Annotated in this window: 17 protein-coding genes; 5 read left to right on the forward strand and 12 right to left on the reverse strand. The window is 65.7% G+C overall.

All coding sequences use genetic code 11. The annotated features are described in order from the left end of the window. Complete coding sequence (locus tag ACPDIX_RS09570) at positions 1 to 3759, forward strand: hypothetical protein (protein WP_423431563.1); 3759 nt, start codon at positions 1 to 3, stop codon at positions 3757 to 3759. Positions 3760 to 3908: 149 nt separating this feature from the next. Here ACPDIX_RS09570 and ACPDIX_RS09575 read toward each other — a convergent pair whose 3' ends face one another. Next, positions 3909 to 4280, reverse strand: coding sequence for a DUF971 domain-containing protein (locus tag ACPDIX_RS09575; RefSeq protein WP_423431564.1), 372 nt, complete (start codon positions 4278 to 4280; stop codon positions 3909 to 3911). Positions 4281 to 4466: 186 nt separating this feature from the next. On the opposite strand from ACPDIX_RS09575, the gene ACPDIX_RS09580 reads away from it, so the two are divergent. Further along, positions 4467 to 8147, forward strand: coding sequence for a M6 family metalloprotease domain-containing protein (locus ACPDIX_RS09580; protein WP_423431565.1), 3681 nt, complete (start codon positions 4467 to 4469; stop codon positions 8145 to 8147). A 361-nt stretch (positions 8148 to 8508) separates the two neighbouring features. Here ACPDIX_RS09580 and ACPDIX_RS09585 read toward each other — a convergent pair whose 3' ends face one another. Next, positions 8509 to 9603 carry an agmatine deiminase family protein gene (locus ACPDIX_RS09585; protein ID WP_423431566.1) on the reverse strand — a complete coding sequence of 365 codons (1095 nt, stop codon included), beginning with the start codon at positions 9601 to 9603 and terminating at the stop codon, positions 8509 to 8511. A gap of 245 nt (positions 9604 to 9848) precedes the next feature. On the opposite strand from ACPDIX_RS09585, the gene ACPDIX_RS09590 reads away from it, so the two are divergent. Then, positions 9849 to 10550 (forward strand): O-methyltransferase, encoded by a 702-nt coding sequence (locus ACPDIX_RS09590; RefSeq protein ID WP_423431567.1) that lies wholly within the window; start codon positions 9849 to 9851, stop codon positions 10548 to 10550. A gap of 161 nt (positions 10551 to 10711) precedes the next feature. Next, entirely contained in the window at positions 10712 to 12067 is a 1356-nt protein-coding gene (locus ACPDIX_RS09595) for an APC family permease (protein ID WP_423431568.1), read from the forward strand. Here the strand turns inward: ACPDIX_RS09595 and ACPDIX_RS09600 are convergent. Next, the gene (locus ACPDIX_RS09600; protein ID WP_423431569.1) at positions 12046 to 13803 is read right to left on the reverse strand and encodes a sugar phosphorylase; all 1758 of its coding nucleotides are present in this window, start codon (positions 13801 to 13803) and stop codon (positions 12046 to 12048) included. The genes ACPDIX_RS09595 and ACPDIX_RS09600 overlap by 22 nt on opposite strands. 200 nt (positions 13804 to 14003) lie before the next feature. On the opposite strand from ACPDIX_RS09600, the gene secA reads away from it, so the two are divergent. Then, on the forward strand, positions 14004 to 17078 hold the full coding sequence (gene secA / locus ACPDIX_RS09605) for a preprotein translocase subunit SecA (protein ID WP_423431570.1): 3075 nt from the start codon (positions 14004 to 14006) through the stop codon (positions 17076 to 17078). Positions 17079 to 17108: 30 nt separating this feature from the next. On the opposite strand, the gene ACPDIX_RS09610 is transcribed toward secA, so the two are convergent. From ACPDIX_RS09610 to ACPDIX_RS09650, 9 genes are all read right to left on the reverse strand, one after another. Beyond that, complete coding sequence (locus tag ACPDIX_RS09610) at positions 17109 to 17741, reverse strand: response regulator transcription factor (protein ID WP_423431571.1); 633 nt, start codon at positions 17739 to 17741, stop codon at positions 17109 to 17111. Beyond that, positions 17738 to 19204 carry a response regulator gene (locus ACPDIX_RS09615; protein WP_423431572.1) on the reverse strand — a complete coding sequence of 489 codons (1467 nt, stop codon included), beginning with the start codon at positions 19202 to 19204 and terminating at the stop codon, positions 17738 to 17740. The genes ACPDIX_RS09610 and ACPDIX_RS09615 overlap by 4 nt, the downstream gene beginning before the upstream one ends. Before the next feature lie 323 nt (positions 19205 to 19527). Then, positions 19528 to 19938, reverse strand: coding sequence for a F0F1 ATP synthase subunit epsilon (locus ACPDIX_RS09620; RefSeq protein ID WP_423431573.1), 411 nt, complete (start codon positions 19936 to 19938; stop codon positions 19528 to 19530). Positions 19939 to 19956: 18 nt separating this feature from the next. Further along, on the reverse strand, positions 19957 to 21366 hold the full coding sequence (gene atpD / locus ACPDIX_RS09625) for a F0F1 ATP synthase subunit beta (protein WP_423431574.1): 1410 nt from the start codon (positions 21364 to 21366) through the stop codon (positions 19957 to 19959). Positions 21367 to 21378: 12 nt separating this feature from the next. Further along, entirely contained in the window at positions 21379 to 22257 is an 879-nt protein-coding gene (atpG, locus tag ACPDIX_RS09630; RefSeq protein ID WP_423431575.1) for an ATP synthase F1 subunit gamma, read from the reverse strand. A 21-nt stretch (positions 22258 to 22278) separates the two neighbouring features. Continuing rightward, entirely contained in the window at positions 22279 to 23811 is a 1533-nt protein-coding gene (gene atpA / locus ACPDIX_RS09635) for a F0F1 ATP synthase subunit alpha (RefSeq protein ID WP_423431576.1), read from the reverse strand. 80 nt (positions 23812 to 23891) lie between these two features. After that, positions 23892 to 24287 (reverse strand): F0F1 ATP synthase subunit delta, encoded by a 396-nt coding sequence (locus ACPDIX_RS09640; RefSeq protein WP_423431577.1) that lies wholly within the window; start codon positions 24285 to 24287, stop codon positions 23892 to 23894. 34 nt (positions 24288 to 24321) lie between these two features. Further along, positions 24322 to 24822 carry a F0F1 ATP synthase subunit B gene (gene atpF, locus ACPDIX_RS09645; protein WP_423431578.1) on the reverse strand — a complete coding sequence of 167 codons (501 nt, stop codon included), beginning with the start codon at positions 24820 to 24822 and terminating at the stop codon, positions 24322 to 24324. Positions 24823 to 24829: 7 nt separating this feature from the next. After that, positions 24830 to 25036, reverse strand: a complete 207-nt coding sequence (locus tag ACPDIX_RS09650) for an ATP synthase F0 subunit C (protein ID WP_165105514.1) — start codon at positions 25034 to 25036, stop codon at positions 24830 to 24832. Positions 25037 to 25039: the final 3 nt, after the last annotated feature.

The following is a 25039-nucleotide window of genomic DNA, read 5'->3' on the forward strand; positions in this document are numbered from 1 at the left end:
ATGAGCACGTGCAATCCTGCAGTTGCCAACCGGCGGGCGGACGGTTTGTTCCAGGAGGGGAAGTCGGGCAGATGGGCCCTCCTACTTGTGCTGTGGGCCTTGCCCGCGGCACAAGGCCAGATCACTGTCAGCTCCCTGGTGACCAACGGCCTGATGGAACCTTTCCATCTCGCGCCCGGCCCTGAAGGGACCGTGCTGGTCGCCGATTCCGGGAACCATCGCGTGTTGTTGTGGGATGCGCGGGGGAGCCGGCTGGTGCACATGGCCGGTCAGGGTGATGGAATCCCGGGAGCCGAGGATGGTCCCGCCTGGGAGGCCCGTTTCTTCAATCCGCAGGGGGTGGCCTGGATCCGGCGCTCCAACGAATGGGGGGTGCTGGTGGCGGACAGCGGTAATCACACGCTGAGATTTGTGCGGTCCTCGGACGGTTTTGTGACCACGGTGGCGGGAATACCGGCAGAGGCGGGCCACGCGGATGGCGGACCGGGTGCCTCCCGATTGGACACGCCGGTGGGATTGATTCCCGCGCCCGACGGCACGGTGTATGTGGCCGACAGCGGCAACGGCGCCATTCGGCGGTACGATCCCGAAGGGGACCTGCTGGAAACGGTAACGCTCCTGGACGGTGACACGTTGCGCAGACCCACCGCCGTCGTGCTCGATCCGGCCGGACGCCTGTGGGTGGCGGATCCGTCGGCCCACCAGGTTCGGGCCTACCTGTTGACGAACTCGGTGGAGGCCCGTTTGTGGACCGTGCTGGGCACGGGGCAGGGCGGCTTTGCCGATTCGACTTTTGGTGCTGCTGCGCGTTTCAACGGGCCGCGGGGTCTTCTTTGGTGGTCGACGGCGGACAAACTCGTCATCGCAGATGCGAACAACCACGTGATCCGCGTGGCGGAACCCTACACGCTGTTCGGACCGACCAACTACGCAGTGTCCACACTGGCCGGTACACCCGGGCAGAACGGGTTCGAGAACGGTCCGGGCACATCGGCTCGTTTCGACACCCCCGTGGGGTTGGCGCTCGATCCTGAGGTGGAAACGTTGCTGGTGGCGGATCTCAAGAACGATGCCATTCGCATGATCCAGCTGGGACCGGCCCTTCCGCCGGTGCAGGCACCGCGCATCGGGTGGGTGGATTTCGTGTGGGATCCGGTGATGGGTGCTTTTGTGACCCTGCTGCGGACCGATCAACCCCGGTTGTTCAACAACGAGGTGTACTTTGCCGTGTTGGCGGAACGGGGCGTGCAGGTTCACTACACCGTGACGAACACGCCTTGGCCGATGGGTCTGGTGGATTACGGTGAGACGCCCAGTCGGACGCGCGGTGCCACGGCTCCCGAGTACCGGGACGGCATGCTGAGGGAGGATTTTCTGGAAACCCTGCCGGTTTTGGGCATCAGCAAGGCACCCAATTTGCCCGGCGTGGTCATCAAGGCGGTGGCGTTTGCTCCGGGACGCGCCAGCAGCGAGGTGGTCACCGCCAGATACGGTTTCAAGGCTGCCACGCCGATGATCAGCGGGCAAAACTTCGCGTCTTTCACAGTGAGCAGTGCGACGGTCAATCCAAAGGCCGTGATTCACTACACGGTGGACGGCAGGGACCCCGGTCCGAGCGATCCGGTGGTGCCGGAGGGAGGACGACTCCAGTTGGGCATGTCCACCAATGCGGCGGAGATCGTGTTCCGTGCCCGTGCCTTCGCGCCGAACTATCTTCCCAGCGACATCGCCGAGAAGGTCTTCCGATTGGATGATTACGTTCCCACGCGGATTTCCCTGGGGTTCACCAACGGGGAAGGGTCGTCCGTGTTCGAGGGTGCGCCCGGGCAGATGTTTTATGCTCCGGTGGTTTTGAGCCTTGCGGATGAAACCCTCATGTACTCGTTGCAGTTCCAGGTGACGTTAACGAACGAGTCCGGACCGCCGTTCCAAGGGCCCATGGAATTCGTCTCGATGCTTTACGAGCAGGTGGACGCCACGAAGGGCGAGAAGGCGCCTCCCGCAGGCGGCGGTTGGTACCGTGTGATCCCGCCCGCGGCATGGTCCGCGACGCCGACCAATCGCTTGTTCTATCGACTGACGGATCCGCTGGTGCCGCTGATGGATCTGACGGTGTACGATCCCGTGCGGGGTTTCATGGCCGTGGGTTGGTTGGAGCGACGGTCCTTCGGCAACCTGTACAACACGGTAAACCAGGATCTCATCAGTTACTCCATCGCCAGGGACAATCTTTTCCACAAGGAACAGGGCCGCGTGATCCTGGGTGCGGCGGCATTTCGAATTCCTCCCAACGCCGCGTTCGGGGATCGCTATCGGATCCGGGTGGACCGGCCCTCCGCCACGAGCGACGGTGTGGGTGCCCCCGGGGCCCAGGTTTACATTGCGGCGCCCACGAGTGGTTACCTGACCAACGACGGTTTGAGTGCGGAGCGGACCATCGTGATGAGATCGGTGCCCTATCTGGTGGGGGATAGCGCACCGTTTCGCTGGCTCAACGCGGGTGATTTTGGCGACGGCAAGCTGTTGAACGATGATGTGATGCAGGTGTTCGAGACGGCCCTCTACAATTTCTCGCCCATCAATCCGGCGACGGGCCAACCCTACGATCCGCCCTACTTCAGCGACTTCCGGGATGCTCTTGACGCCGGACCGGTCTTGGGACAATTGACCCCGGAGGGGTATTACGTCCCGGCCGGGGCGGTGCCGGATACCGCATCCCTGTTCAATGCCGATGACACGCTGATTGACCAGATTGCCTTCGGGGATGGTGTCATTGACATCGTGGATGTGTTCATCACCTTCCGGCGGTCTTTGGATCCGGCTCGCGTCTGGTACGAACGGTTCTGGACCAATGGCCAGCGTGTGGCTCGGAGGGTTCCGCAGAGCCTGGCTGCACCGCCCATCCGGGCGGCCGGATCGCAAGCCGAGCCACCGCCGGCAGCCTGGCCGGAGCGGGATCCGTTGCTGAGCTTTTCCATCCAGGATCGTACGGTTGCACCCGGCTCGGAAGTCTGGGTCCCGGTGAAGGTCCGGGTGGAAGGTCGCTGGCCGTTGCGGGTGCTGATGGCTTCCGTGATGGTACGACCCTTGGAAGGGGCCCCGCCCCTGGAAGCGCCGGCCCAATTCGTGCCCGACGCCGCCTGGGGCCAACCCACACTGCAGGGGCAACCGGCCCCCGGCATGGTCGCCTTTGCCTGGTTGGACGGGAACCGGCCGGGCGTCACAGGCGAGGGGCTGTTGGGTCAGTTGCGAATCCGGATTCCTTCGGGCGCACCCACGGGCGCGGTTTACCGGTTGGAATGGGGCCATGTGTCCGGTTCCCCGAACGGGATGGCCACCCTGCCCACGGTTCGGCAAGCCGGCCTGGTTGTGGTGGGGCAACGGGCCGGATCCACTGCCGGAGATGGCATTCCGGATACATGGCGGCTGCGATACTTCGGCGCCGTGAACAGTGTATTGGCAGCCGCCGATGCGGATGCCGACGGAGATGGTGTCTCCAACGGGGCGGAGTATCGGGCCGGCACGGACCCTGTGGACGCCGGTTCGGTTCTGCGCCTGCACATGGCACGCGGACAGTCGGGGTTGACGATCCGGTGGCCGGCACGAGCCGGGACCCGCTATCTGGTGGAACGATCCGGGAGTCTGGCCGGTGGTTGGACTCCGGTGGGTACGATTACCGCCGACAGCGTGCAGGCATCGTTCACCGATACGAACACCGTCGGCGGACCGCGCTTCTACCGGGTCCGGGTCAGCGAGTAGCCGTCCTGCGGCTTTTCCCCGGGGCGGGATGCGTTCCTGCAGGTTCCGATTTCGCAGCCGGCGGGGCGCCGGGATGGAAACGGCCGCGGCGGCGGTACGACCATGGAGAGGAGCGAGCCGGGACACCGGGGTTTTCAGCCCCGCTTGGTTCAAGAGAATGGGAGGAAGTCGGGACAGGGGGAGTCGCTCGATTCGCCCAGCCGAATGAGATACTCGAACGAATAAATGCCCGTGGCGTGGCCATCGGCCCAGACGGGCTGGAGACCGTAGCTCCCCACCATGCGGATGTCCCGGAGTACGAACGAAGCGGCCGTCAGGCTCTGAGGTGGAGGAGCAGACCAGCGCCCCAACAAATCGGCTTCCCCGCGGCACATGGCGCACGGGCAGGCACGGCGGAGGCGCTCCAGGGAAACAAACGTCTCGCGGCCATCGTCCCATTTGACGGCCAACTCTGTCCCGATGACCTGCATGTCCACCGGACGCATGAGGGGAAGGTGGAGTGGAAACGACCGGTTGTCCATCTCAGGGCGATTCGGGCGCGGCGTTCGGAGGTCTGTGCAGGACGCACCGTGAGACCAGCTAGTCGTACGACACCGTGAAGTGAGGCCCCGGGGCGCGGTGGGTGAATGGAACTTCGGCACGCGCCATGCCATCGGGGGATTCTTCTTGCGAGAACCCGTCCGGGGGACTTCCTTGGTTCTGGCGTTATGATGGCAAGGGCAGGCGGCCGGCTGGCAGAAGTGCGCAAGGGGGCGGTGAAGCGGGAACGAGTGCGCATGAGGCTGTGCTGTGTCTTGTGGCTTTGCCTTGCGGGTGGGGGATCCTTGGTTCGGGCGGCGCCTTTTCAAACCCAGTTCGAGTTTCGGCAGCCGGACGGCACGCCGGTCTGGATCCGCGGTTGGGGCGACGAATTTCAGGCGCACTTTGAAACTTTGGACGGCTACACTGTGGTTTTTGACCCGGGTCTGCGCGCGTACTGTCTGGCCCGGCGCACGGTGGAGGGACGACTGGCTTCGACCGGCGTACCGGTTCATCAGGCCGGACCGGAACGAATGGGGATTCCTCCCGGGGTGCGGCCGGATCCGAATGTCCTACGGGCGGAGGCTGCTGAGCGGCGCCGGCGATGGGAGGAAGTGATGGAAATCCACACCCGCTGGGAGCAACTGAAGGCCCGGCAACGGGCCCGCGAGAGCGGTCAACTGACCGCTGCTGCCGCGTCGGGGCCCACCCTCGGCACCAAGGTTGGGCTCTGTCTGCTCATCGATTTCGACGAGGAACCCGCCAGCGTCCCGCGTCAGGAGATCGAGGCCTTTTGCAACGCGGAGCATTACAGCGGATTCGGTAACAACGGGTCGGTTCGAAAGTACTTCGAGGACGTGTCCAGGGGGCTTTTGATCTATTCGAACGTGGTGACCATGTATGTTCGCATTCCGAACAGCCTGCACCCCAAGAGTTACTACAACGACACGACCAAGGACTCGGGGGAGCAGGCGAACGAACTGATCCACGACGCCATTCAGCTCCTGAAGGCGATGCCGAATTACGAGACTGAGGTGTTGCCCGCGCTGCGCGGGCTGACTGTGGACGCGCAGAACCGGGTGGTGGCTTGCAACGTGTTTTATGCGGGCGAGAATGGCGGGGTGTGGTCGAAAGGGTTGTGGCCGCACGCGTGGGCCTTGGTGCGCGTGGGTGCGCAGGAGTTGTGGCCGGGAGGGGCGAAGGTGTGGTTTTACCAGATCAGCAACATCGGCCAGCGACTGGAGTTGGGGACGTTCGTGCACGAGAACGGCCATCTTTTGTGCGGTTTTCCGGATCTCTACGACTACGATTACGATTCGAAAGGCGGTGCCGGCGTGTTTTGCCTGATGGGTTATGGGGCGTTCGATTTGAACCCGGTTCAGGTGTGTGCCTATCTGAAGCGTGTGGCTGGTTGGGCCACCACCACGGAACTGACCTCCTCTTCGGCACTGCTGGCGACCCTGACGGCGGTTGCCGGGCCGGACTTCAATCATTTTTATCGGTACCGCAAGCCCGGCAGTTCCACCGAGTATTTCCTGTTGGAGGCGCGGTATCGGTCGGGGCGGGACGCGGAGTTGCCGGCCTCCGGGGTGGCGATCTGGCACATAGACGAGCTGGGCGACCGGGATGACCAAAGGCGGGATCCCAACCGGCGGCATCAGAATTTCGAGGTGACCTTGGTGCAGGCGGACAACCGGTGGGATCTGCACCGGAATGTCAACGCCGGGGACGGGCAGGACCTTTATTATGCGGGGAATCCGGCGGCGGGGTATGGGAACGTCTTTGACGATCGGTCGGCGCCGGCGGCGCACTGGTGGGACGGCAGCCCCAGCGGTCTGCGGGTGCACTCGTTCAGTGCACCGGGTCCGGTGATGGAATTCGTGGTGGGCGATCCCGACCTGTCGCCGCGCATCGTGTCGCCGCCGCAGGACCAGTATGTGAGGGAAGGGGCCCGGGCGGAGTTTCGGGTGGAGGCATCCGGACCGGGCCCCCTGTCCTATCAATGGCGGAAAGAGGGGCGGGACATTGCCGGTGCCACGGGTGCGGAATGGGTTTTGGATCCGGTCACGCTTGCCGATGCGGGCTGGTATGCCGTGCAGGTTTCCAACCGCTTCGGCAGCGTGGTTTCGGCCGGAGCCCGTTTGGTCGTGGTCCCGGGGATGAGCCTGGGCGACGCGCTGGATGCGCCGGAGTGGTCGTGGCAGACAGGCGGTGACTTCGGGTGGTTTGGTCAGGAACACACCACGCGGGACGGGCAGGACGCGGCAGCCAGTGGTTATGTGGGCCACGATCAGGCTTCCCGGTTGTGGACGGTGTTGCCGGGGCCGGGCGCGTTGCGTTTCTGGTGGAAGGTATCTTCGGAGGCCGGGGGAGACGTTTTGCGGCTGCAGGTGAACGGCACGGAACTGGCCCGGATTTCGGGCGAGGTGGATTGGCGCCGGGAAACGGTGTACTTGCGGCCCGGCTACCAGACCGTGGAGTGGGCGTACATCAAGAACGGCTCCGGATCGGGCGGGGAGGATCGTGGCTGGGTGGACCGGGTGGAATTTGAAATGCAGCCGATGCCCCCGGTCATACGGAGCCAGCCGCTGGGCCGGGCCCTTCTGCGGGGAGAACCAGTGACGCTGGCGGTGGTGGCCGAGGGCACGCCGCCGCTGCATTACCAGTGGTATCGGAACGGTGTGCCCGTTCCGGGGGCGCATGGCGCCTCGGTGAGCTGGCCCGGCATGGAACCGGCCCTGGTGGGCACGTACACCGTTGTGGTGACCAACGATTACGGATCGGCGGAGACCACCCCGGCCACGCTGACGCTTACGTTGTTGGGAGCCGGCGGCGACAATACGTGGGGTCAACGCCGCGTGCCCGCGGAGGCCACCGACGTCGTGGCGGTGTCGGCGGGGCTCTGGCACACGCTGGCTCTGCGCCGGGACGGTCAGGTGCTTGCCTGGGGGCACAATTTCCAGGGTCAGTGCGAGGTTCCCGGCTGGCTGGACGAGGTCGTGGCGGTGGCTGCGGGGGGCTACCACAGCCTGGCCTTGCGCGCGGACGGAACGGTGGTGGGTTGGGGTGCGAACGGTTCCGGGCAGGCGCAGCCGCCCGCCGACTTGCGTGACGTGGTGGCGATGGCGGCCGGGCACTGGCACAGCCTCGCCCTCAGGCGGGACGGGCGCGTGGTGGCCTGGGGCGACAACAGTGCCGGTCAGGCATCGGTTCCGGCGGATATGGGCCCGGTCGTGGCGGTGGCAGCCGGTGCGCGGCACAGCGTGGTGTTGACCCGGGATGGCAAGGTCCGGGCCTGGGGCGACAATCGCAACGCGGCCGGGGTCTGGGTGGGACAGGCAAGGGTGCCGCCGGGCTTGAGCAATGTGGTGGCGATTGCGGCGGGTGCGTACCACAGCGTGGCGGTTCGGGCTGATGGAGGCGTCGTGGCGTGGGGCGACAACTCCCGCGGTCAGGCACGGATCCCGGCGAACCTCACGAACGCTCTGTTCGTGAGTGCGGGTGCGGAGCACACCCTGGTGCTGTTGGCCGACGGCTCGGTGGTGGCCTTGGGTGACAACGGTCGCGGCCAGTGTACACCTCCATCGGCCCAACCAATGGCCTGGGTGGCGGCGGGGGGTTACCACAGCATGTACCTTTTGGAATCGCAAGAGAGGCCGCAGGTCGTCCGGTACGGCCGTGGCGGGAGGAACTTCCGGTTGTGGGTGCAGGGCAGTCCGCGGTGGCGGTACGTGCTGGAATTTGCGGATCGGCTGGATGCGCCGGCCTGGACGGCGTTGCCGGGTGTGCAGGGGCAGGCGGGCCTGGTGGGCTTGGAGGATCCGGGTCCGCTGCCCGGCAGCCGGTTCTATCGAGTGCGGCAGGAGTAGCGGGCCGGCGGAAGTCCGCCCCGCCGGGTGATCCAAGGGGCATAGGAAGAAGCGCCGCGGCACTGACCGGGACTGTCCTGTGACCGCGACTTTTCGACCTGGATCAAAGGGACATGCGATGTTCAGGGCCTTTGCCCGGGTCCGGGCGTCGCAGCACGCACCGGAATGAGCCGGGAGAGGAATGGGCGCCGCCGGTGGGAACGGGTGCGAGTGAACATTCGCCCTTGGAGCCGGCTTTTTCGAAGTGCGGAAGAACGGGCGGCGTTCGGGGGGGCGAATGGATGCGAGTCCGGGCACAGGTGGGGTGCGGGGGTGACCCGGCGTGGTGGGTTGTTCCGTCGCTCCAGTTTCCCGGCCGGTCTCAGGCGGGCTGTTGCTGCGTCAGACAGTGCAGCGTACCCAGACCCAGAACGAGGTCCACGGCGTGGATGCCGATCACAGGGCGGTCGGGAAACAGCTCACCGAGGATGCCGAGTGCGAGGCGGTCGTTGGGGTCGTTGAAGGTGGGGACCAGCACGGCGGCATTGGCAATGTAGAAATTGGCGTAACTGGCGGGGAGCCGGTACCCGTCGAAGGTGAGGGGTGCGGGCATGGGCAGGGCGATGACCTCGGGACGCGATCCGTCCTCGAGCCGCAGGTCAGGCACGCGTTCCCAATTCTCCTCCAGGCGACGGTAATTGGGATCGCGGGGGTTGCGCTCGCGCACCATCACGAGGGTGCGCGGGTTGACGAAGCGCGCCAGGTCGTCCACGTGTCCGTGAGTATCGTCGCCAACGATCCCGCTGCCGAGCCAGAGGACGTTGCGTACGCCCAGGTGGGCGCGCAGGGCTTCTTCATAATCGCGGCGGGTGAAGCCGGGGTTGCGGACCTGGGTCCGGGGATGCAACAGACATTCCTCCGTGGTGATGAGCGAGCCGCGGCCGTTGACGTCGATGGCGCCACCTTCCAGGACGAAGGGGCGTCCGCGCCATCGGGCGGTGAAAAGCGGCAGGCTCAGGTGCCGTGCGGCAGTTTCGGGCACCCGGCGATCCCTGCGCCAGTTCGGGTATTTGGCCCAGCCGTTGAAGTGAAACTGGACGATGGCGTGCGTGGGACGGGGTCGGGGCCGCGTGACGAAGATGGGACCGGAATCGCGGGTCCAGCTCCGGTTGGTGGGGTGGAGGACGAAGCGGACCTTGTGGAGCGGGCAACCGGCCTGCCGGAGCCGGTGTGCTGCCCGGGCCTGCTCGGCAGGGTTGCGCACGAGGATGAAGACCCGTTCGCCGGGTGCGAGTTTGCGGACGATCTCGGTGTAGACCCAGCGGATGGTGTCAAGTTTCCCCGGCCAGTCGGAGGCCAGGTGGGGCCAGGCCAGCCAGGTCGCTACGTGCGGGGACCACTCGGCCGGCATGACAAATCCCAGTTCGGCCGGCGCCGCGGTGCCGAATCCGGGCTGTGAAGTGTCGCGTTTGCCCATGTCGGACGGGCAGCATAGTGGGTGGGAAGGGAATGTCCATCCGCAGCCGACCTGCGGCCGGCCCGAAACGGTCGGGTGGACCGGCGCGAAGCAGGGCGAGAGACGCGGCAAGCCGGCAGGGCGGCTGTTGGAGCGGGGTGGGTGCGGTGCGCGAACCACGTCGGCGGCGCGGCGGTGGGGGCTGCCGCGCGCCGGAGAGTGCTCATGGATTTGACGGGAGGACCCATCCGCGGGAAGATTGGGCCATGCGCAACCAACTCCTTCCCTGGCTTCGGGCGGCCTGCCTGGCAGGCGGACTTTTCGTGATGAACACCGTGACGGCGCAGCCTTGGCGAGATCCCGGCGGCGAGGGACGCGAACCGTTTGTGGCGCGGACGCTGCCGAAGGACGAGGTGGAAAAACGGATCCTGGCGGTGATCGAGGACGTGGGTCGCAATCAGCGGCGCGGGAACATGATCGTGCCGGAGCAGGACGGCCGGATTTTGCGGGTCCTCGCGGAGTCCATCGGGGCGAAGCATGTGGTCGAGCTGGGGACGTCCGTGGGTTATTCCGGGCTGTGGTTTTGCCTGGCGCTGGAACGGACGGACGGGCGATTGACGACCTTCGAGATTGACGAGCGCCGGGCGGCACAGGCGCGCGAGAATTTCAAGCGGGCCGGTGTGGCGGACCGGGTGACTCTGGTGCTGGGAGACGCCCATGAGACGGTCAAACAGGTCAGGGATCCGATTGACCTGGTGTTTTTGGATGCGGACAAGGAGGGTTACCTCGACTATTTGCAGAAGCTGCTGCCGTTGGTGCGGCCGGGTGGTCTGGTGGTGGCGCACAACATCACCCCCGGGATGGCCGATCCCCGTTACATCGAGGCCATCACGAACAATCCGGCCTTGGAGACGATCTTTTTGAACCTGCATGCCTCCGGCATCAGCGTGAGTATGAAAAAGCGCTGAAGCGCCGCGAGTGGAGGGCGGGAGAACCCGGCTCGTGCTTTCTTCCGGCATGATGCCGTGATGGGGAAGAGGGACGCCCGCCTTGCCCGCGGCGGCTGGCGCCGGGAGCGGGCCGGCGCATCTCGTCCCCCGCGGTTTCGGTTCCAAGTTTCTGCTGCGTCATGAGTGCCTCGAGCGAACCACGTCGTGTCCTGAGCCTGTTGGATTCCACCTGTCTGATTCTGGGGATCATCATCGGCACGGGCATTTACCAGATGGCACCGACGATTGCAGGGGGTGCGGGCGGGCCGGCCGGGGTCTTCCTCCTCTGGATCGTGGGCGGTTTGCTCTCCTTGTGCGGGGCGCTTTGCTACGCGGAACTGGCCGCCGCCTATCCGAGGGAGGGCGGGGACTACGTGTTCCTGGGGCGGGCGTACGGGAGTTGGGCGGGGTTCCTGTTCGGCTGGGCACAGTTGACGGTGGTTCGGCCGGGCGACATTGCGGTGATGGCATTTGCGTTTGCGCTGTATGCGGCGCCGATTCTGGATCCGTGGTGGGGCACCTGGGGCGGGACGCCCGGGAGTGCGCACAAGGTTTACGCTGCGGCCGCGGTGGTGGCCCTGACGTTGATCAACGTGGCGGGTGTGCGGGCCGGCAAATGGACGCAGAATCTGCTCACCCTGGTCAAGGCTCTCGGCCTGGTGGCCATATGCATGGCTGCGCTGGTGGGTGGACCGGCCGGCGTGCAGGTGAACGAAAGCGCGCCCGGGACCGGACTTCCGTGGACCCTGGCATTGATCTTTGTGTTGTTCACCTACGGGGGTTGGAACGAGATGGCCTACGTGGCGGCGGAGGTGAGGGATCCGGCACGGAACATCGTGCGTGCCATGGTGCTGGGAATGGCCTCGGTGACGGCGTTGTATCTGCTGGTGAACGGGGCGTTCCTGTACGCTCTCGGTTATGAGGGGCTGGTGGGGTCGGAAGCGGTGGCGGTGGATGTGGTCCGGAGGGTTTGGCCCGAGCAGGCGGTCGGACTGGTGAGCGCGCTGATTTGCATTTCTGCGCTCGGGGCGGTCAACGGGTTGGTGCTGACCGGGGCACGGATCACCTATGCGATGGGCAGGGATTACGCATGGTTTCGTTGGTTGGGCCGGTGGGATGAACGGCGCGGGGCACCGGCGATGGCGCTGATGGTGCAGGGGCTGCTGGCGCTGACGTTGATTCTGGTGTTGGGCGATTTTGTGCGCACTGTCGTTTACACGTCGGCGGCGGTTTACACCTTTTACCTGGGCACCACCCTGGCCGTGTGGGTGTTGCGGCGCAAAGAACCGCATCAGCCGCGGCCCTACCGCACGTGGGGTTACCCGGTGACCCCCTGGCTGTTTGCCGGCGTGTGTGCGTGGCTCATCTACAGTGCGGTGACCTACCGGCCGTGGTTGGCCGCCGGGTCGGGCTTGATCATTCTCATGGGCCTGCCGATCTGGTGGTGGCACCGTGTGCGGAAGGGGCGGCCCGGTCAGTCGTTCGAGCAAGGTTGATTCCCGGACGGCGCAGCGGCGGGCAGGCCCCACCAGCTCGCCCACGGTTCGATCTGGAGGGTGTCGCCGACGTCGCGTGCGGGCAGGGAGCGGTCGCCGGTGGCGTCGTGCCAGATGAGTCCGGCCTGTGCGGGGGACCGGGGTGCGCGATAGGTCACGCGCTCGCCGGAGAAGTTGTGGACGCAGAGGGCGCGGTGACCGGTGGTGGGGTCGGTTCTTTCGACCACGAACAGTCGGGGGTGTCCTTTCAAAATGGTCTGGGGAACCGCGGGGGCAAAGAGCGGGCAGTTGGTTCGCAGAGTCAACCAGCGGCGCAGGGCGTGGTGCACGCGGGCGCGCAGGGAGGTGGGTTCGGCCAGCTCGGCTTCGAGGCGGGCAAGAGCGAGCTTCTCCCGATTGATGCGCCGATAGATGCCGGTGGTCAGGGCGGCGGCGCGGTCGCCGCGCGAGCCGAAGAAGGAGTGGAAGTAGAGCGCGGGCACACCGGCCAGGCTGAGGGCTACGGCGTGGGCGGTGGCCATTTTGCGGGTTGCCACGTCGGGGGACTCGCCGGCCCGGAGCGGGCTGAGGGCGTCGAGGTAGTTGATGTTCAATTCGTACGGGGTGCGGGAACCGTCGGGCAGGGCCTTTTCCGAGACGAACCCGCCCGCTGCAAGCGTGTGATCCACCAGGGCCTGGGTGTCCCGGTCATCGAGGATGCCGCGCACGGGATTCACGCCGATGCCATCATGGGACGCCAGATAGTTCAGGAAGGCCGTGTCGGGAGAGGGGGTCTGCAGTTGGGCGGCCCAGTCCGTCAGTTCGGTGGTTCGGCCGGTCCGGAAGCTGTGGAGGACCAGTGGTGGGAGGGCGAAGTTGTAGACGAGGTGCGCCTCGTTGGAGCCGTCGCCGAAGTAGGAGATGTTCTCGCTGTGGGGCACGTTGGTTTCGGTGATGAGGCGGGTGCCGGGCGCGGCGTGGTCGAGGATGGTCCGCATCAATTGGACGATGCGATGGGTCTGCGGGAGGTGCAGGCAGGAGGTGCCGATTTCCTTCCAGAGGAAGGCCACGGCGTCCAGACGAATGAACCTGGCTCCGTGGCGGACGTAGGTCAGCAGCACATCGAGCACGGTGAGCAGCACGGCCGGGTTTTGGTAGTTGAGGTCCACCTGGTCGGCGCTGAAGGTGGTCCAGACCTTGCGCGGGCCGGTGGCGGAGGGGAACTCGGTGTGCAGGGGGGTGGTGCGCGGGCGGAAGACGGCGGAGAGGTCCGGGTCGCCTTGCACCGTGAGGTAGAAGTCCCGGTATCGGGGGTTGTCCCTGAGAAACTCCTCGAACCACGGGCAACGCGAGGAGGTGTGGTTGCAGACCAGGTCGAACATGAGGTCGAAGGATCTGCCCAGGTCGTGGACGTGCTCCCAGGTTCCGTATCGCGGATCCACGGAGAGGTAATCCACCACGGCGAAGCCGTCGTCGGAGGTCCAGGGGTAGAACGGGAGGATGTGCACGGCCCGGATGTGGGGAGCGGCATGGCGTGCCAGGAAGGTCCCCAAGACCTCCAGCGGGATCCGGCCCGGGGCTTGCACCTGGTCGGCATAGGTGATGAGGATCACGTCGCGGGCGTGGAGGGGCCGGGCAGATCGGCGGGGCAGGTCCAGCTGCTGCAGCCGTTGCCGGAGTTCGGCGGTGAGCGATGGGGCGCGGTCGGTGCCGTAGAGGAAGGCCAGGTGCTCCTGGAGGCGTTCTTCGAAAGTCATGGCGATGGGTATAGTGCCGGGACGCGGCGGCGGGCAAGGCCGGAGGGGCTGGTGGAAAGGAACTTCGGGCCGGACGCGGGCAGTGGGGTTCGGATCGGGTTCGGTCGGGCGGGGCGGCGCGGGGGTGCGGGGTTCGCATTTGACGGTCTGCCGGGCATCTCGTAGCGTTTGCACTGCCTGATATCATTCGCCGGGCGACCATGATTGGCTTTCTTGTTAAAAAACTGATTGGTTCCAAGAACGACCGCGAGATTCGGCGGCTGCGTCCGCTGGTGGCCAGGATCAATGAGATCGAGGCCGGCCTGAGTTCGTTGTCGGACGACGATTTGCGGCGCAAGACCGCCGAATGGAAGGCGCGGCTGTCGCAGATCCGGGACAATGCGGAGCTGGCGGCGGCGTTGGACGAGCTGTTGCCGGAGGCATACGCGGTGGTGAAGAACGTCTGCCGGCGTTTGACGGAGCGCCGGGCGGAGGTGGTGGTGCGGGGCCACACCATTGTGTGGGACATGATCCCCTTCGATGTGCAGATCATCGGTGCCATTGCGCTGCATCAGGGGAAGATCGCGGAGATGGCCACCGGCGAGGGCAAGACCCTGGTGGCGACGATGCCGGTGTATTTGAATGCCCTGACCGGTCGCGGGGTGCACGTGGTCACGGTTAATGATTACCTGGCGCAGCGGGACAGCGAGTGGATGGGCGCCATTTACAAGTTCCTCGGGCTGACCGTGGGCTGCATCGTGCATGATCAACCTCCGGCGGTTCGGCGCGAGCAGTATGCGTGCGACATCACCTACGGGACGAACGCCGAGTTCGGGTTCGATTACCTGCGGGACAACGGCATGGCGCTGCGGAAGGAGGACCAGGTCCAGCGCGGGCACTATTTCGCGATCATTGACGAGGTGGACTCGATTCTGATCGACGAGGCCCGCACGCCGCTGATCATCAGTGGTCCGGCGGTGCGGACCTTCGACGACCAGTACCTGCGCTGGAAGCCGGCGGTCGAGTCGCTGGTGCGGGCCCAGCAACGGCTGTGTGAGCAGTTCCTCGAACAGGCGCGCAAACTGATCCAGCAATTGCGTCCGGCCGACGGGCGCCGTCCCGAGAACGCGGAGGAGCTGGAGATGGAGATCGGTTTGTTGCTCTACCGCGTAAAGATGGGACAACCCAAGTCCGAAGGGTTGCTGCGCCTGTTGGAGGATCCGGAGAACCTTCGCCTGATGAACCGGGCGGAGCTGGAGTTGCACAAGGACCAGAAAAAGGCCGAGCTGTTCCGACAGAAGGAGGAGCTGTACTTCGCCATTGACGAGAAGAGCCACGATGCCGATCTGACCGAGAAGGGCCGCATGTTTCTGAGCCCGAATGATCCGGACGCATTCATGCTGCCGGACATCACGCTGGCCCTGCACGAGATCGAGTCGGATCCGAATCTGGACGCCCGCGGCCGGTTGGAAGCCAAGACCCGTCTGCAGCAGGAGTTCGAGGCCAAGGCGCAGAAGATCCATGCCATTTCGCAATTGTTGAAGGCCTACTGTCTGTACGAACGGGACGTGGAGTACGTGGTGCAGGATGGCAAGGTGATCATCGTGGACGAGCACACGGGCCGGTTGATGCCGGGGCGGCGGTGGAGCGACGGCCTGCATCAGGCGGTGGAGGCCAAGGAGGGCGTGACGATCGAGCGGGAGACGCAGACGCTGGCGACGATCACGATCCAGAACTACTTCCGCATGTACCAGAAGCTGGCGGGCATGACCGGCACGGCGGAGACCGAGGCGCAGGAGTTCTGGGACATCTACAAACTGGGCGTTCTGGTGGTGCCCACGAACAAGCCGGTGCGGCGGATTGATTACAACGACTCGGTCTACAAGACGAAGCGTGAGAAATTCGCGGCGGTGCTGCGGGAGATCAAGGAGATCCACGCGCAGGGGCGGCCGATCCTGGTGGGCACGATCTCGGTGGAGGTGAGCGAGATGTTGAGCCGGATGCTGCGGAAGGAGGGTCTGGTGCATTCGGTGCTCAACGCGAAGTATCACCAGCAGGAGGCGGAAATCATCGCCCGTGCGGGCCAGCGCGGCGCCATCACGATTGCCACCAACATGGCCGGGCGGGGCACCGACATCAAGCTGGGGCCCGGTGTGGCCGAGCTGGGCGGACTGCACGTGATCGGCACGGAACGGCACGAGGCGCGCCGGATTGACCGGCAGTTGCGGGGCCGTTGTGCGCGCCAGGGGGATCCCGGCAGTTCGCACTTCTTCATCTCGCTGGAGGACGATCTGATGCGGCTGTTCGGGTCGGATCGGATCGTGAAGTACATGGAGCGCATGGGACTGGAGGAGGGCCAGGAGCTGCAGCATCCGTTGTTGAACCGGTCGATCGAGCAGGCGCAGAAGCGGGTGGAACAGCACAACTTCCAGATTCGCAAGCGGACGCTGGAATACGACGACGTGATGAACCGGCAGCGCGAGGTGATTTACGGCTTCCGCAACGAGATCCTGCGGGCCGACAACGTCCGGGACCGGCTGCTGGAGATCATCGAGGAGGTGGTGGTGCAGAAGGTTCAGCAGTTCACCACCGACGACGAGGAGTTCGATCGTTGGAACGTGCGGGGGCTGGCGGACTGGGTGAATCTGACGTTTCCGTTGGGTTTGACGGAGGCGCAGGTGTTGGAGGTGGCGCGGAAGGGGGGGGACCTGCCGCCGCGGGATTCGTTGTATGACGGACTGAGTGCGGCGCAGTACGCCGTGGCGCGCTGGATTGTGGAAGGTGTGCGGCGGGCCTACGAGCTGAAGGTCAGTTTCGAGGATCCCGAGCAGCTGAAGGTGCTGGAGCGGTACACGATCCTGAGCGCGGTGGACCGCCTGTGGCAGGAGCATCTGTACGAGATGGACAGCCTGCGCTACAGCATCGGCCTGCGCGGCTACGGCCAGCGCGATCCGCTCATCGAGTACAAGGCCGAGGCCTACAAGCTGTTCGAGGATCTCATGACGAACATCAAGTCGGAGATCTGCCACAACATCTTCCGCAGCGCGACGAGCCTGTTGGCGTTCGAGAGTTTTCTGCAGAGCATCCCCAAGCAGTTGCTGCATCAGAGTGCCAGCGCCTTCGGCGGGCAGGGTGCCTCGGACAGCGCCGGGGGTTCCAAGGCCGAGGAGGTGGTGCGGGAGGCGGCGGCGGCGGTGGAAAAGTCGCAGCCGGTTCGGGTGGGGCCGAAGGTGGGTCGGAACGATCCCTGTCCGTGCGGCAGTGGCCGCAAGTACAAGCATTGCCACGGGCGTTGAACCCGGGTGGCGGCCCGGAGCGGGCCCGGTTCAGGTGCGCAGGCGCGCCTGCCGGGCGTAGGCGACGAGGTCGGCCACGGACCGCATGCCCATTTTGCGGAGCAACCGGGCTCGGTAACGCTCCACCGTCCGCGGCCGGATCCCCATGTGACGTGCCATGTCGGCGGTGGTTTCACCGGCGGCCAGGCGGCAGAGGACCTCGAATTCGCGGTCGGTGAGGGTTTCGTGGGGTGGCGGGGGTTCGGTCTTTGGTGCGGGGGTCTGGAGGCGGGACTGCAAGGTTGGGCTCAGATAGATGTCTCCACGGTGGACGGTTTGGATGGCACGGACGAGTTCCTCCGGGGCACTTTCCTTGTTGAGAAAGCCGTTGGCGCCGGCACGGAGGAGTCGGATGGCGAATTGTTCCTCCGCATGCATGCTGAGGATGAGGACGGGCAGGGTGGGACGAATCTGGCGGACCAGTCGGAGCACGTCCAATCCGCTGCGTCCCGGCAGGCTCAGGTCGAGGATCAGGACGTCCCAGTCGGCACCGGGCAGTTGTTGGATGGTTTCGTCGCTGGTGCCGGCTTCTCCGACCACTACGATGCCGGGGTTCTCGGCCAGGATGTCCTTCAGGCCGCGCCGGACCAGGGCGTGGTCGTCGGTGATGAAGACCTTGATCATGAGCCGGTGGTGTCGGGTGGGACGGGTACGAGTGCCAGGATCCGTGTGCCCTGGCCGGGGCGGCTTTCGATGAACAGTTCGCCGCCGAGTGCATGGGCGCGTTCACGCATGCCGAGCAAGCCGAAGCAACTGGGGCGTTGGAAGGCCTCGGGTGCCGCGCCCCGGCCGTCGTCCCGGATTTCCAAACGGAGGGTGGAGCCGTCGCATTCCAGCCGTAGTTCGGTTTCGGAGGCGGCCGCGTGTCGGGCCACGTTGGTGAGCGCCTCCTGGGCGATGCGAAAGAGTGCGGTGGCGACGGTGCGGTCGAGTTCGGGGAGGCGCGGATGGATCCGGACCTTGCAGGAGATGCCGGTTCGTGCTTGAAACTGCTGCGCCTCCCATTCCAGGGCGGCGGCGAGGCCCAGGGTGTCCAGCAACCCCGGGCGCAGCTCGCTGGAGATGCGGCGGACGGTTTGGACGGTCTGATCCACCAGCTCCAGGGTCTCACGCAGTTTGGCCTCGCAGGCGGGGTCCGGAATGCTGGCGGCTTTGCGGCTCAGCCAGGCGAGGTCCATTTTGAGCTTGGTGAGCATCTGACCGAGCTCGTCATGGATCTCGCGGGCGATGCGGGCGCGTTCGTCCTCGCGACTGGTCTCCAGGTTGCGCGCCAGGGCCCGGAGCCGCTGGCGGGATTCGCGCAGCATGTTCTGGTAGCGTTTGCGTTCGGTGATGTCGCGGAAGACGAGGACCGAGCCGAAGCGACCGTGGACGTCGTCCTCGAGCGGGGCCTCGGTGACCTCCACGGGAACGGTTTGGTCGTGCCGGGTCAGTAACAGGGTTTCGCGAGCGGCTGGCGGCGTGGGTGAGGGGGATGCGCCGGCTGCGCGGGCGTGGAGGAAGGAGGTGTCCGATTCGGGCTCGGGGTCGCGTGTCCGGAACACGGCTGCCAGCGGCTGGCCCCGGACCGCGTTGACCGTCCAGCCGGTCAACCGCTCGGCGGCGGGGTTGAGGTAGAGAACCTCGCCGGCCGGACCGGCGAGGATGACGCCGTCGGCGGCGCAGCGGACGGCGGCGGTGAGGGCCTGTTCGAGCCGGACGAGCTGGCTCTCGCGTGCATGACGCTGGAGGGCCAGCTCCATGCAGGCCTTCAGTTCCTGGGGATGAAACGGTTTGAGCAGGTAACCGAAGGACCCGGCCTGGCGGACTTGTTGCAGGGTTTGCTCGTCGCTTCGCCCGGTCAGGAAGATGCTGGGGATGTCGAGCTCCTCGCGCAGGCGCCGGGCGAGGTCGAAGCCTTCCGTCCGGCCGTGCAGTTCGATGTCGAGCACGGCCAGGTCGGGCCGTTCGGCAGCTGCCAGGCGGAAGCCCTCCCGGGCGGAGTCGGTGATGCCCACGACCGTGTAACCGAGTCGTCGCAGTGCGGAAACCAGAAGCTGCGCCACCGGCGCTTCATCCTCCACGATCAACAGACGGCGTGACTCCATGCAACCCGACCCGCGAGACCTTTCACACGGAACTTCGCACCCCGTTTAGACGATCCGGTCGCAAAGGCAAGTGCAAACGGAGGGTCATGATGAACGGGCGGGTTGCCGGGCGACGGACCGGGCGACCGAAACGAGGGCGGTCTGTGTTTCCGCGGCTGATCAGGCGGTAGGGGTGGTTGGGGTTGGTCGGGACCAAGGCATCGCTGCCTGGAGGCGGCCCGGCGCGCAGCACTGGAGGCGCATGCCGGGCGGAGGGCCGGTACGGTGCCCCCGGGGGCGCGGCTGTCCCAGGGCGGGTTGAAGACGGGCGGCGGGGGGCGGGCTCAGCCTTTCCGGGACCGCTTGACCTTGAGCTGGGCAGCGGTGCGGGCGAGGGTGGCCTGGACGAGGGCGGCATCCTCGGCGCTGAGTTTTTCTTTCAAACGCGCCTCGGCGCGGCGGCGGGCTTCTTCCACGCGGGCCTCGTCGATGTCGGCGGCTTCGATCGCCATGTCGGTGATCACCGTGACGTGGTCGCCGGTGATTTCAGCGAAGCCCTCGCCCACGGCCATGTGGGTTTCCTCGGTTCCCCTGCGCAGCACCAGTTCACCCGGTTCGATCTGGGTCATGAGCGGCGTGTGCATGGGGAAGATGCCCAGTTCACCCTCGACGCCGGGCAGCGTGACCATGTCCACCTCGCCCGAAAAGACCTCGGCCTCGGGTGTGACGATGGTGAGACGGAGCGTGTTGGCCATGGCGATGGCACCGTTGCGTTAGGATTCCTGGCGCACCTCGTCAATGGTGCCCTTCATGTAGAAGTTGGCCTCGGGCACGTCGTCGTGTTTGCCTTCGAGGATTTCCTTGAAGCCGCGGATGGTTTCTTCGAGGGGCACCTGCCGGCCGGGGCGGCCGGTGAAGACCTCGGCCACGGAGAAGGGCTGGCTGAGGAAGCGCTGGATCTTGCGGGCGCGGAAGACGGTCAGCTTGTCCTCGGGCGACAGCTCGTCCATGCCCAGGATGGCGATGATGTCCTGGAGGTCCTTGTAGCGCTGGAGGACGCGCTGGACGCCGCGGGCCACCTCGTAGTGTTCGCGGCCCACGATTTCCGGGGTGAGCGCGCGCGAGGTGGAGGCCAGGGGATCCACGGCCGGGTAGATGCCCAGCTCGGTGAGGGACCGTTCCAGCACGATGGTGGCGTCCAGGTGGGTGAAGGTGGTGGCCGGTGCCGGGTCGGTGATGTCGTCTGCCGGCACGTAGATGGCCTGGAAGGAGGTGATGGACCCTTTCTTGGTGGAGGTGATGCGTTCCTGCAGGTCGCCCATTTCGGCGGCCAGGGTGGGTTGGTAACCCACGGCGCTGGGGGTGCGACCGAGGAGTGCCGACACCTCGGAGCCTGCCTGGGAAAAGCGGAAGATGTTGTCAATGAAGAGGAGGACGTCCTGGTTGCGTTCGTCGCGGAAATATTCGGTGATGGCCAGACCGGTGAGGGCCACGCGCAGACGGGCTCCCGGCGGCTCGTTCATCTGGCCGTAGACGAGGGCGATCTTGGATTTGGAGGGTTCCTTGAGGTTGATGACGCCGGCCTCGATCATTTCGTTGTAGAGGTCGTTACCCTCGCGGGTGCGCTCGCCCACGCCGGCGAACACCGAGACACCGCCGTGGAGTTTGGCGATGTTGTTGATGAGCTCCATGATGACGACGGTCTTGCCCACGCCGGCGCCGCCGAAGGCGCCCACCTTGCCGCCCTTGAGGAACGGGCAGATGAGGTCGATCACCTTGATTCCGGTGACCAGCAGCTGGGGGGAGGTGGACTGCTCGGTCAGACTGGGCGCCTTGCGGTGGATGGGGTAGCGCTTCTCGGCCTGAATGGGCCCGCGCTCATCCACGGGCTCACCGGTCACGTTCAACACCCGGCCGAGCACGCCATCGCCCACGGGCACGGAGATGGGACCGCCGGTGTCGATCACCTCGTAGCCCCGTTTCATGCCGTCGGTGGAGCCCATGCAGATGGTCCGCACCCAGTTGTCGCCCAGGTGCTGTTGGACCTCCAGCACCCGTTTGACGCGGCCCTCGCCGGGCACGTCGTACTCGATGGTCAACGCGTTGTAGATGGCCGGGACCTGCTCCGGAAATTCGACGTCCACGACCGGACCGATAACCTGAACAACTCTCCCTTTGTTCATGACGTTGCGAGATCAGGACAGGGCCATTTGGGCGGTGGCGATTTCCAACAATTCCTTGGTGATGCCCGCCTGGCGCAGTTTGTTGTATTGCAGCGTGAGGTCCTTGACCAGTTGGTTGGCGTTTTCGGTGGCGTTTTTCATGGCCACCATGCGCGCGCTGTGTTCACTGGCCTTGGCCTCCAGCAAGACCTGGTAAATCCGATAATTGACGTAGTGCGGCAGCAGTGCACCCAGGACCCGCTCGGGGGCCGGTTCGAAGAGGAACTCGGTGGCGCCGCGCAGCAACTCGCCTCCCATCTCCTCTCCCCGTTGGTCGGCCGAGACGGCTCGGATTTCGCGGAGGGGTAGCAGGGGGAAAACCTCCGGCCGCTGCACCAGCGTGGAGACGAAGTTCATGAAGAGCACATCCACGCGGTTGAACTCGCCCTTGAGGAAGCCCTCCTGGACGAACCGGGAGATGGCACGGGCCTCGGCGAATTGCGGGGTGTCCTTGTAGGAGAACTCGGCCAGGAGCGTGCGGCGTGCCCGTGCCAGGAACTGGGCGGCCTTGCGTCCGGCCGCGACGAACACGGTCTCGCGCGGGTCGAACTTGACGGCTTCACGGAAGAGGGTGCTGTTGAGTGCGCCGCACAGGCCCTTGTCGGTGCTGACCAAAACCACGCAACGCCGGCCGCCGGGGCGTTCTTCCATGAGCGGATGGGTGAAATCGGTGACCGTGGGCAGCAGCTCCGCCAGGATCCGGTTCATGGCGGAGGCGTACGGGCGGCCCGCCAGGGCGGCCTGCTGGGCCTTGCGCATCTTGGCCGCGGCGACCATCTGCATGGCCCGGGTGATCTGGGCCGTGCTCTTGACCGATCGGATGCGGCGTCGGATGTCGCGGAGACTGGGCATGGGTGGGGGAGGGATCGGGGTTTACCGCCAGGTCTGTTTGAACTCGGTGACGGCGGATTTCAGCCCGGCCACCACTTCGTCGGTGAGCACCTTTTCCTTTCGGATTTTGGCCAGGAGATCGGGCTTGCGGGTGGTGAGATAGTCCACCAGCCCGGCCTGGAACTCCTTGATTCGTTCCACCGGCACGTCGTCCATGAAGGCGTTCTGGACGGTCCAAAGGACGGCCACCTGGATTTCGACCGGGACCGGCTTGTACTGTTCCTGTTTGAAGACTTCGACGATGCGCTTGCCGCGTTCGAGCTTGGCTTGGGTGACGGCGTCCAGATCGGAGCCGAACTGGGCGAAGGCCGCCAGTTCACGGAACTGGGCCAATTCACCCTTGATCCGCGCGGCCACCTGTTTCATGGCCTTGATCTGGGCCGCCGACCCGACACGGGAAACGGACAGCCCCACCGAAATGGCCGGGCGCACGCCCTGGTAGAAGAGGTCGGTTTCCAGGTAGATCTGGCCGTCCGTGATGGAGATGACGTTGGTTGGGATGTAGGCCGACACGTCGCCGAGTTGGGTTTCGATGATGGGCAGGGCTGTGAGGGAGCCGTTGCCGTAGTTCTCGTTCAGGCGTGCGGCGCGTTCAAGCAGGCGGCTGTGCAGGTAGAAGATGTCACCGGGATAGGCCTCGCGTCCGGAGGGCCGCTTGAGCACGAGGGAGACCTGGCGGTAGGCGACGGCGTGCTTGGAAAGGTCGTCGTAGACGATCAGGGCGTCCATGCCGTTGTCCATGAACCACTCGCCCATGGCGCAGCCGGCGAAGGGGGCCAGGTACTGGTTGGTGGCGGCGTCGGAGGCCGGGGCGGCCACCACGATGGTGTAGGGCATGGCACCGTGCTCCTCCAGCACGCTGATCAGCCGGGCGATGTTGGACTGTTTCTGTCCGATGGCCACGTAGATGCTGTAGAGCGGGCGGTAGGAGGTGTCGCCTGCCTGCTCGGCCTCCCGGTTGAGCCGGGCGTTGTTGATGATGGTGTCGATGGCGAGGGTGGTCTTGCCGGTGGACCGGTCGCCGATGATGAGCTCGCGCTGGCCCCGGCCGATGGGGATCATGGCGTCAATGGCCATGATGCCGGTCTGGACGGGTTGATTGACCGAGCGCCGTTTGATGATGCCGGGGGCGATTTTTTCCACCGGGTAGAACGTATCCGTCTGGATGGGGCCCTTGCCGTCGAGCGGGCGCCCGAGGGCGTCCACCACGCGGCCCAGCAGTGCCTTGCCCACGGGGACCTGGAGCACCTTGCCTGTGGTGCGGACCTCGTGCCCCTCGCGGACGCTGGTGAAATCGCCCAGCAGGATGGCGCCGACCTCGGTTTCCTCGAGGTTCAACGCCAGGCCCATGACTCCGTTGCCGAAGTCGAGCATTTCGTTGAGCATGGCGTCGTCCAGACCCTCGATGCGGACGACACCGTCGCCCACCTCCCGGACGATGCCGACGTTTTGGCGGCGGGCGGTGGTTTTGGCTTCCGCAATACGGGCTTCGATCTCCTGCAACAATTGGCTCATAAACCGGTCGTCGTTTCTCGGCTCGGGAGCGGGGGAGCGGGCCTTTCTGGAATGTCCCGATCCCGCCTGCTCCTGTGGGTTCAGTCAAAACTTTCTGCCAGTTGACGCAAGCGCCCCAGCACGCTGGCGTCGTAGACGTCGCTGCCCACGCGCAGGCGGAGTCCGGCTATGAGCGCCGGCTCCACGGCGTACTGCCAGTACAGGCCGGGCCCGTAACGCTGGCCGACCTGCTGGTGCAACCGTTCCCGGAGGTCCTCCGGCAGCGGGACGGCGGTTTCGACCCGTGCGGTACGGCGTTGGATGTCCAGCTTGACCAGGCGCTGGAAGTGGCTCAGGAGCCGGAGATAACCGCGCGGCCGTTGCGCCAGCACCTGGTCCACCACGGCGCGCACGCGCGCCTCGTCCAGCCGCCCCTCCACCAGGCAGAGGCGGTGGAGCCGTTTGGCCTCGCGTCGGATCAGTCGGTTGCTGATCATCGGTCAGACCTGCCGGGAACGGTTCAGCTGTCTGTCATGCGGCCACCTGGCGGGTGGCTTCCTCGAGGATGCGGCGCTGATCCTCGGGTGTGAGGACCTTGCCGGTGACGGCCGCGGTGGTTTGGACCACCAGTCGGCCGACCTCGCGCCTGAGTTCGTCCAGCATCCGCGCCCGGTCGAGCTCGGCGGCTTCCCGGGCCTTGGCAAGGATTTGCTCGGCCGTGGCCACGGCCTTCTGGGTTTCCTCTGCTTGGAGCCGGGCCGCGGCCTGGCGGGCCTCCTCGATGAGTTTTTGCGCCTGGGTCTGGGCCTGGGCCAGGATTTCGCGCCGCTGCCGTTCGGTGGCCTCCAACTCGGCCCGGATCCGTTCGGCCTGGGCCATGCTCTCGGCGATCTTTTGCCGGCGCAATTCCAGCATGCGCAGCACCGGCTGGTAGGCCCATTTCCACAGGACGAACAGGACGATGGCGAAGTTGATCGTTTGGGCGATCAACTTGGGCCACTGAATACCCAGCGTCTGGAGGGTTTCGCCCATAACCGGCTCAGCGTGGCACGACGAAGTAGATCAGGATGGCCAGACCTTCCGCCAGCGCCATGCCGATCAGCGCCGTGGTGAACACCTTGCCGAAGGCGCCCGGATTGCGGCCGATGGCCTCCGAGGCTTTGGCGGCGGCGATGCCGACGCCGAGGGCTGCTCCCATGCCCACCAGACCGATGGGCAGATTGCCGGACAATTCTGCGAGCATCATAGC

The sequence above is a fragment of the Limisphaera sp. 4302-co genome (assembly GCF_049537155.1).
Taxonomy (GTDB): Bacteria; Verrucomicrobiota; Verrucomicrobiia; order Limisphaerales; family Limisphaeraceae; genus Limisphaera.

What these genes read in the sequence shown, in the direction of transcription:
- ACPDIX_RS09570 (WP_423431563.1), top strand. Translation starts at nt 1, where the DNA reads ATGAGCACGTGCAATCCTGCAGTTGCCAACCGGCGGGCGGACGGTTTG.
- ACPDIX_RS09575 (WP_423431564.1), bottom strand. Translation starts at nt 4,280, where the DNA reads ATGGACAACCGGTCGTTTCCACTCCACCTTCCCCTCATGCGTCCGGTG.
- ACPDIX_RS09580 (WP_423431565.1), top strand. Translation starts at nt 4,467, where the DNA reads ATGATGGCAAGGGCAGGCGGCCGGCTGGCAGAAGTGCGCAAGGGGGCG.
- ACPDIX_RS09585 (WP_423431566.1), bottom strand. Translation starts at nt 9,603, where the DNA reads ATGGGCAAACGCGACACTTCACAGCCCGGATTCGGCACCGCGGCGCCG.
- ACPDIX_RS09590 (WP_423431567.1), top strand. Translation starts at nt 9,849, where the DNA reads ATGCGCAACCAACTCCTTCCCTGGCTTCGGGCGGCCTGCCTGGCAGGC.
- ACPDIX_RS09595 (WP_423431568.1), top strand. Translation starts at nt 10,712, where the DNA reads ATGAGTGCCTCGAGCGAACCACGTCGTGTCCTGAGCCTGTTGGATTCC.
- ACPDIX_RS09600 (WP_423431569.1), bottom strand. Translation starts at nt 13,803, where the DNA reads ATGACTTTCGAAGAACGCCTCCAGGAGCACCTGGCCTTCCTCTACGGC.
- secA (WP_423431570.1), top strand. Translation starts at nt 14,004, where the DNA reads ATGATTGGCTTTCTTGTTAAAAAACTGATTGGTTCCAAGAACGACCGC.
- ACPDIX_RS09610 (WP_423431571.1), bottom strand. Translation starts at nt 17,741, where the DNA reads ATGATCAAGGTCTTCATCACCGACGACCACGCCCTGGTCCGGCGCGGC.
- ACPDIX_RS09615 (WP_423431572.1), bottom strand. Translation starts at nt 19,204, where the DNA reads ATGGAGTCACGCCGTCTGTTGATCGTGGAGGATGAAGCGCCGGTGGCG.
- ACPDIX_RS09620 (WP_423431573.1), bottom strand. Translation starts at nt 19,938, where the DNA reads ATGGCCAACACGCTCCGTCTCACCATCGTCACACCCGAGGCCGAGGTC.
- atpD (WP_423431574.1), bottom strand. Translation starts at nt 21,366, where the DNA reads ATGAACAAAGGGAGAGTTGTTCAGGTTATCGGTCCGGTCGTGGACGTC.
- atpG (WP_423431575.1), bottom strand. Translation starts at nt 22,257, where the DNA reads ATGCCCAGTCTCCGCGACATCCGACGCCGCATCCGATCGGTCAAGAGC.
- atpA (WP_423431576.1), bottom strand. Translation starts at nt 23,811, where the DNA reads ATGAGCCAATTGTTGCAGGAGATCGAAGCCCGTATTGCGGAAGCCAAA.
- ACPDIX_RS09640 (WP_423431577.1), bottom strand. Translation starts at nt 24,287, where the DNA reads ATGATCAGCAACCGACTGATCCGACGCGAGGCCAAACGGCTCCACCGC.
- atpF (WP_423431578.1), bottom strand. Translation starts at nt 24,822, where the DNA reads ATGGGCGAAACCCTCCAGACGCTGGGTATTCAGTGGCCCAAGTTGATC.
- ACPDIX_RS09650 (WP_165105514.1), bottom strand. Translation starts at nt 25,036, where the DNA reads ATGATGCTCGCAGAATTGTCCGGCAATCTGCCCATCGGTCTGGTGGGC.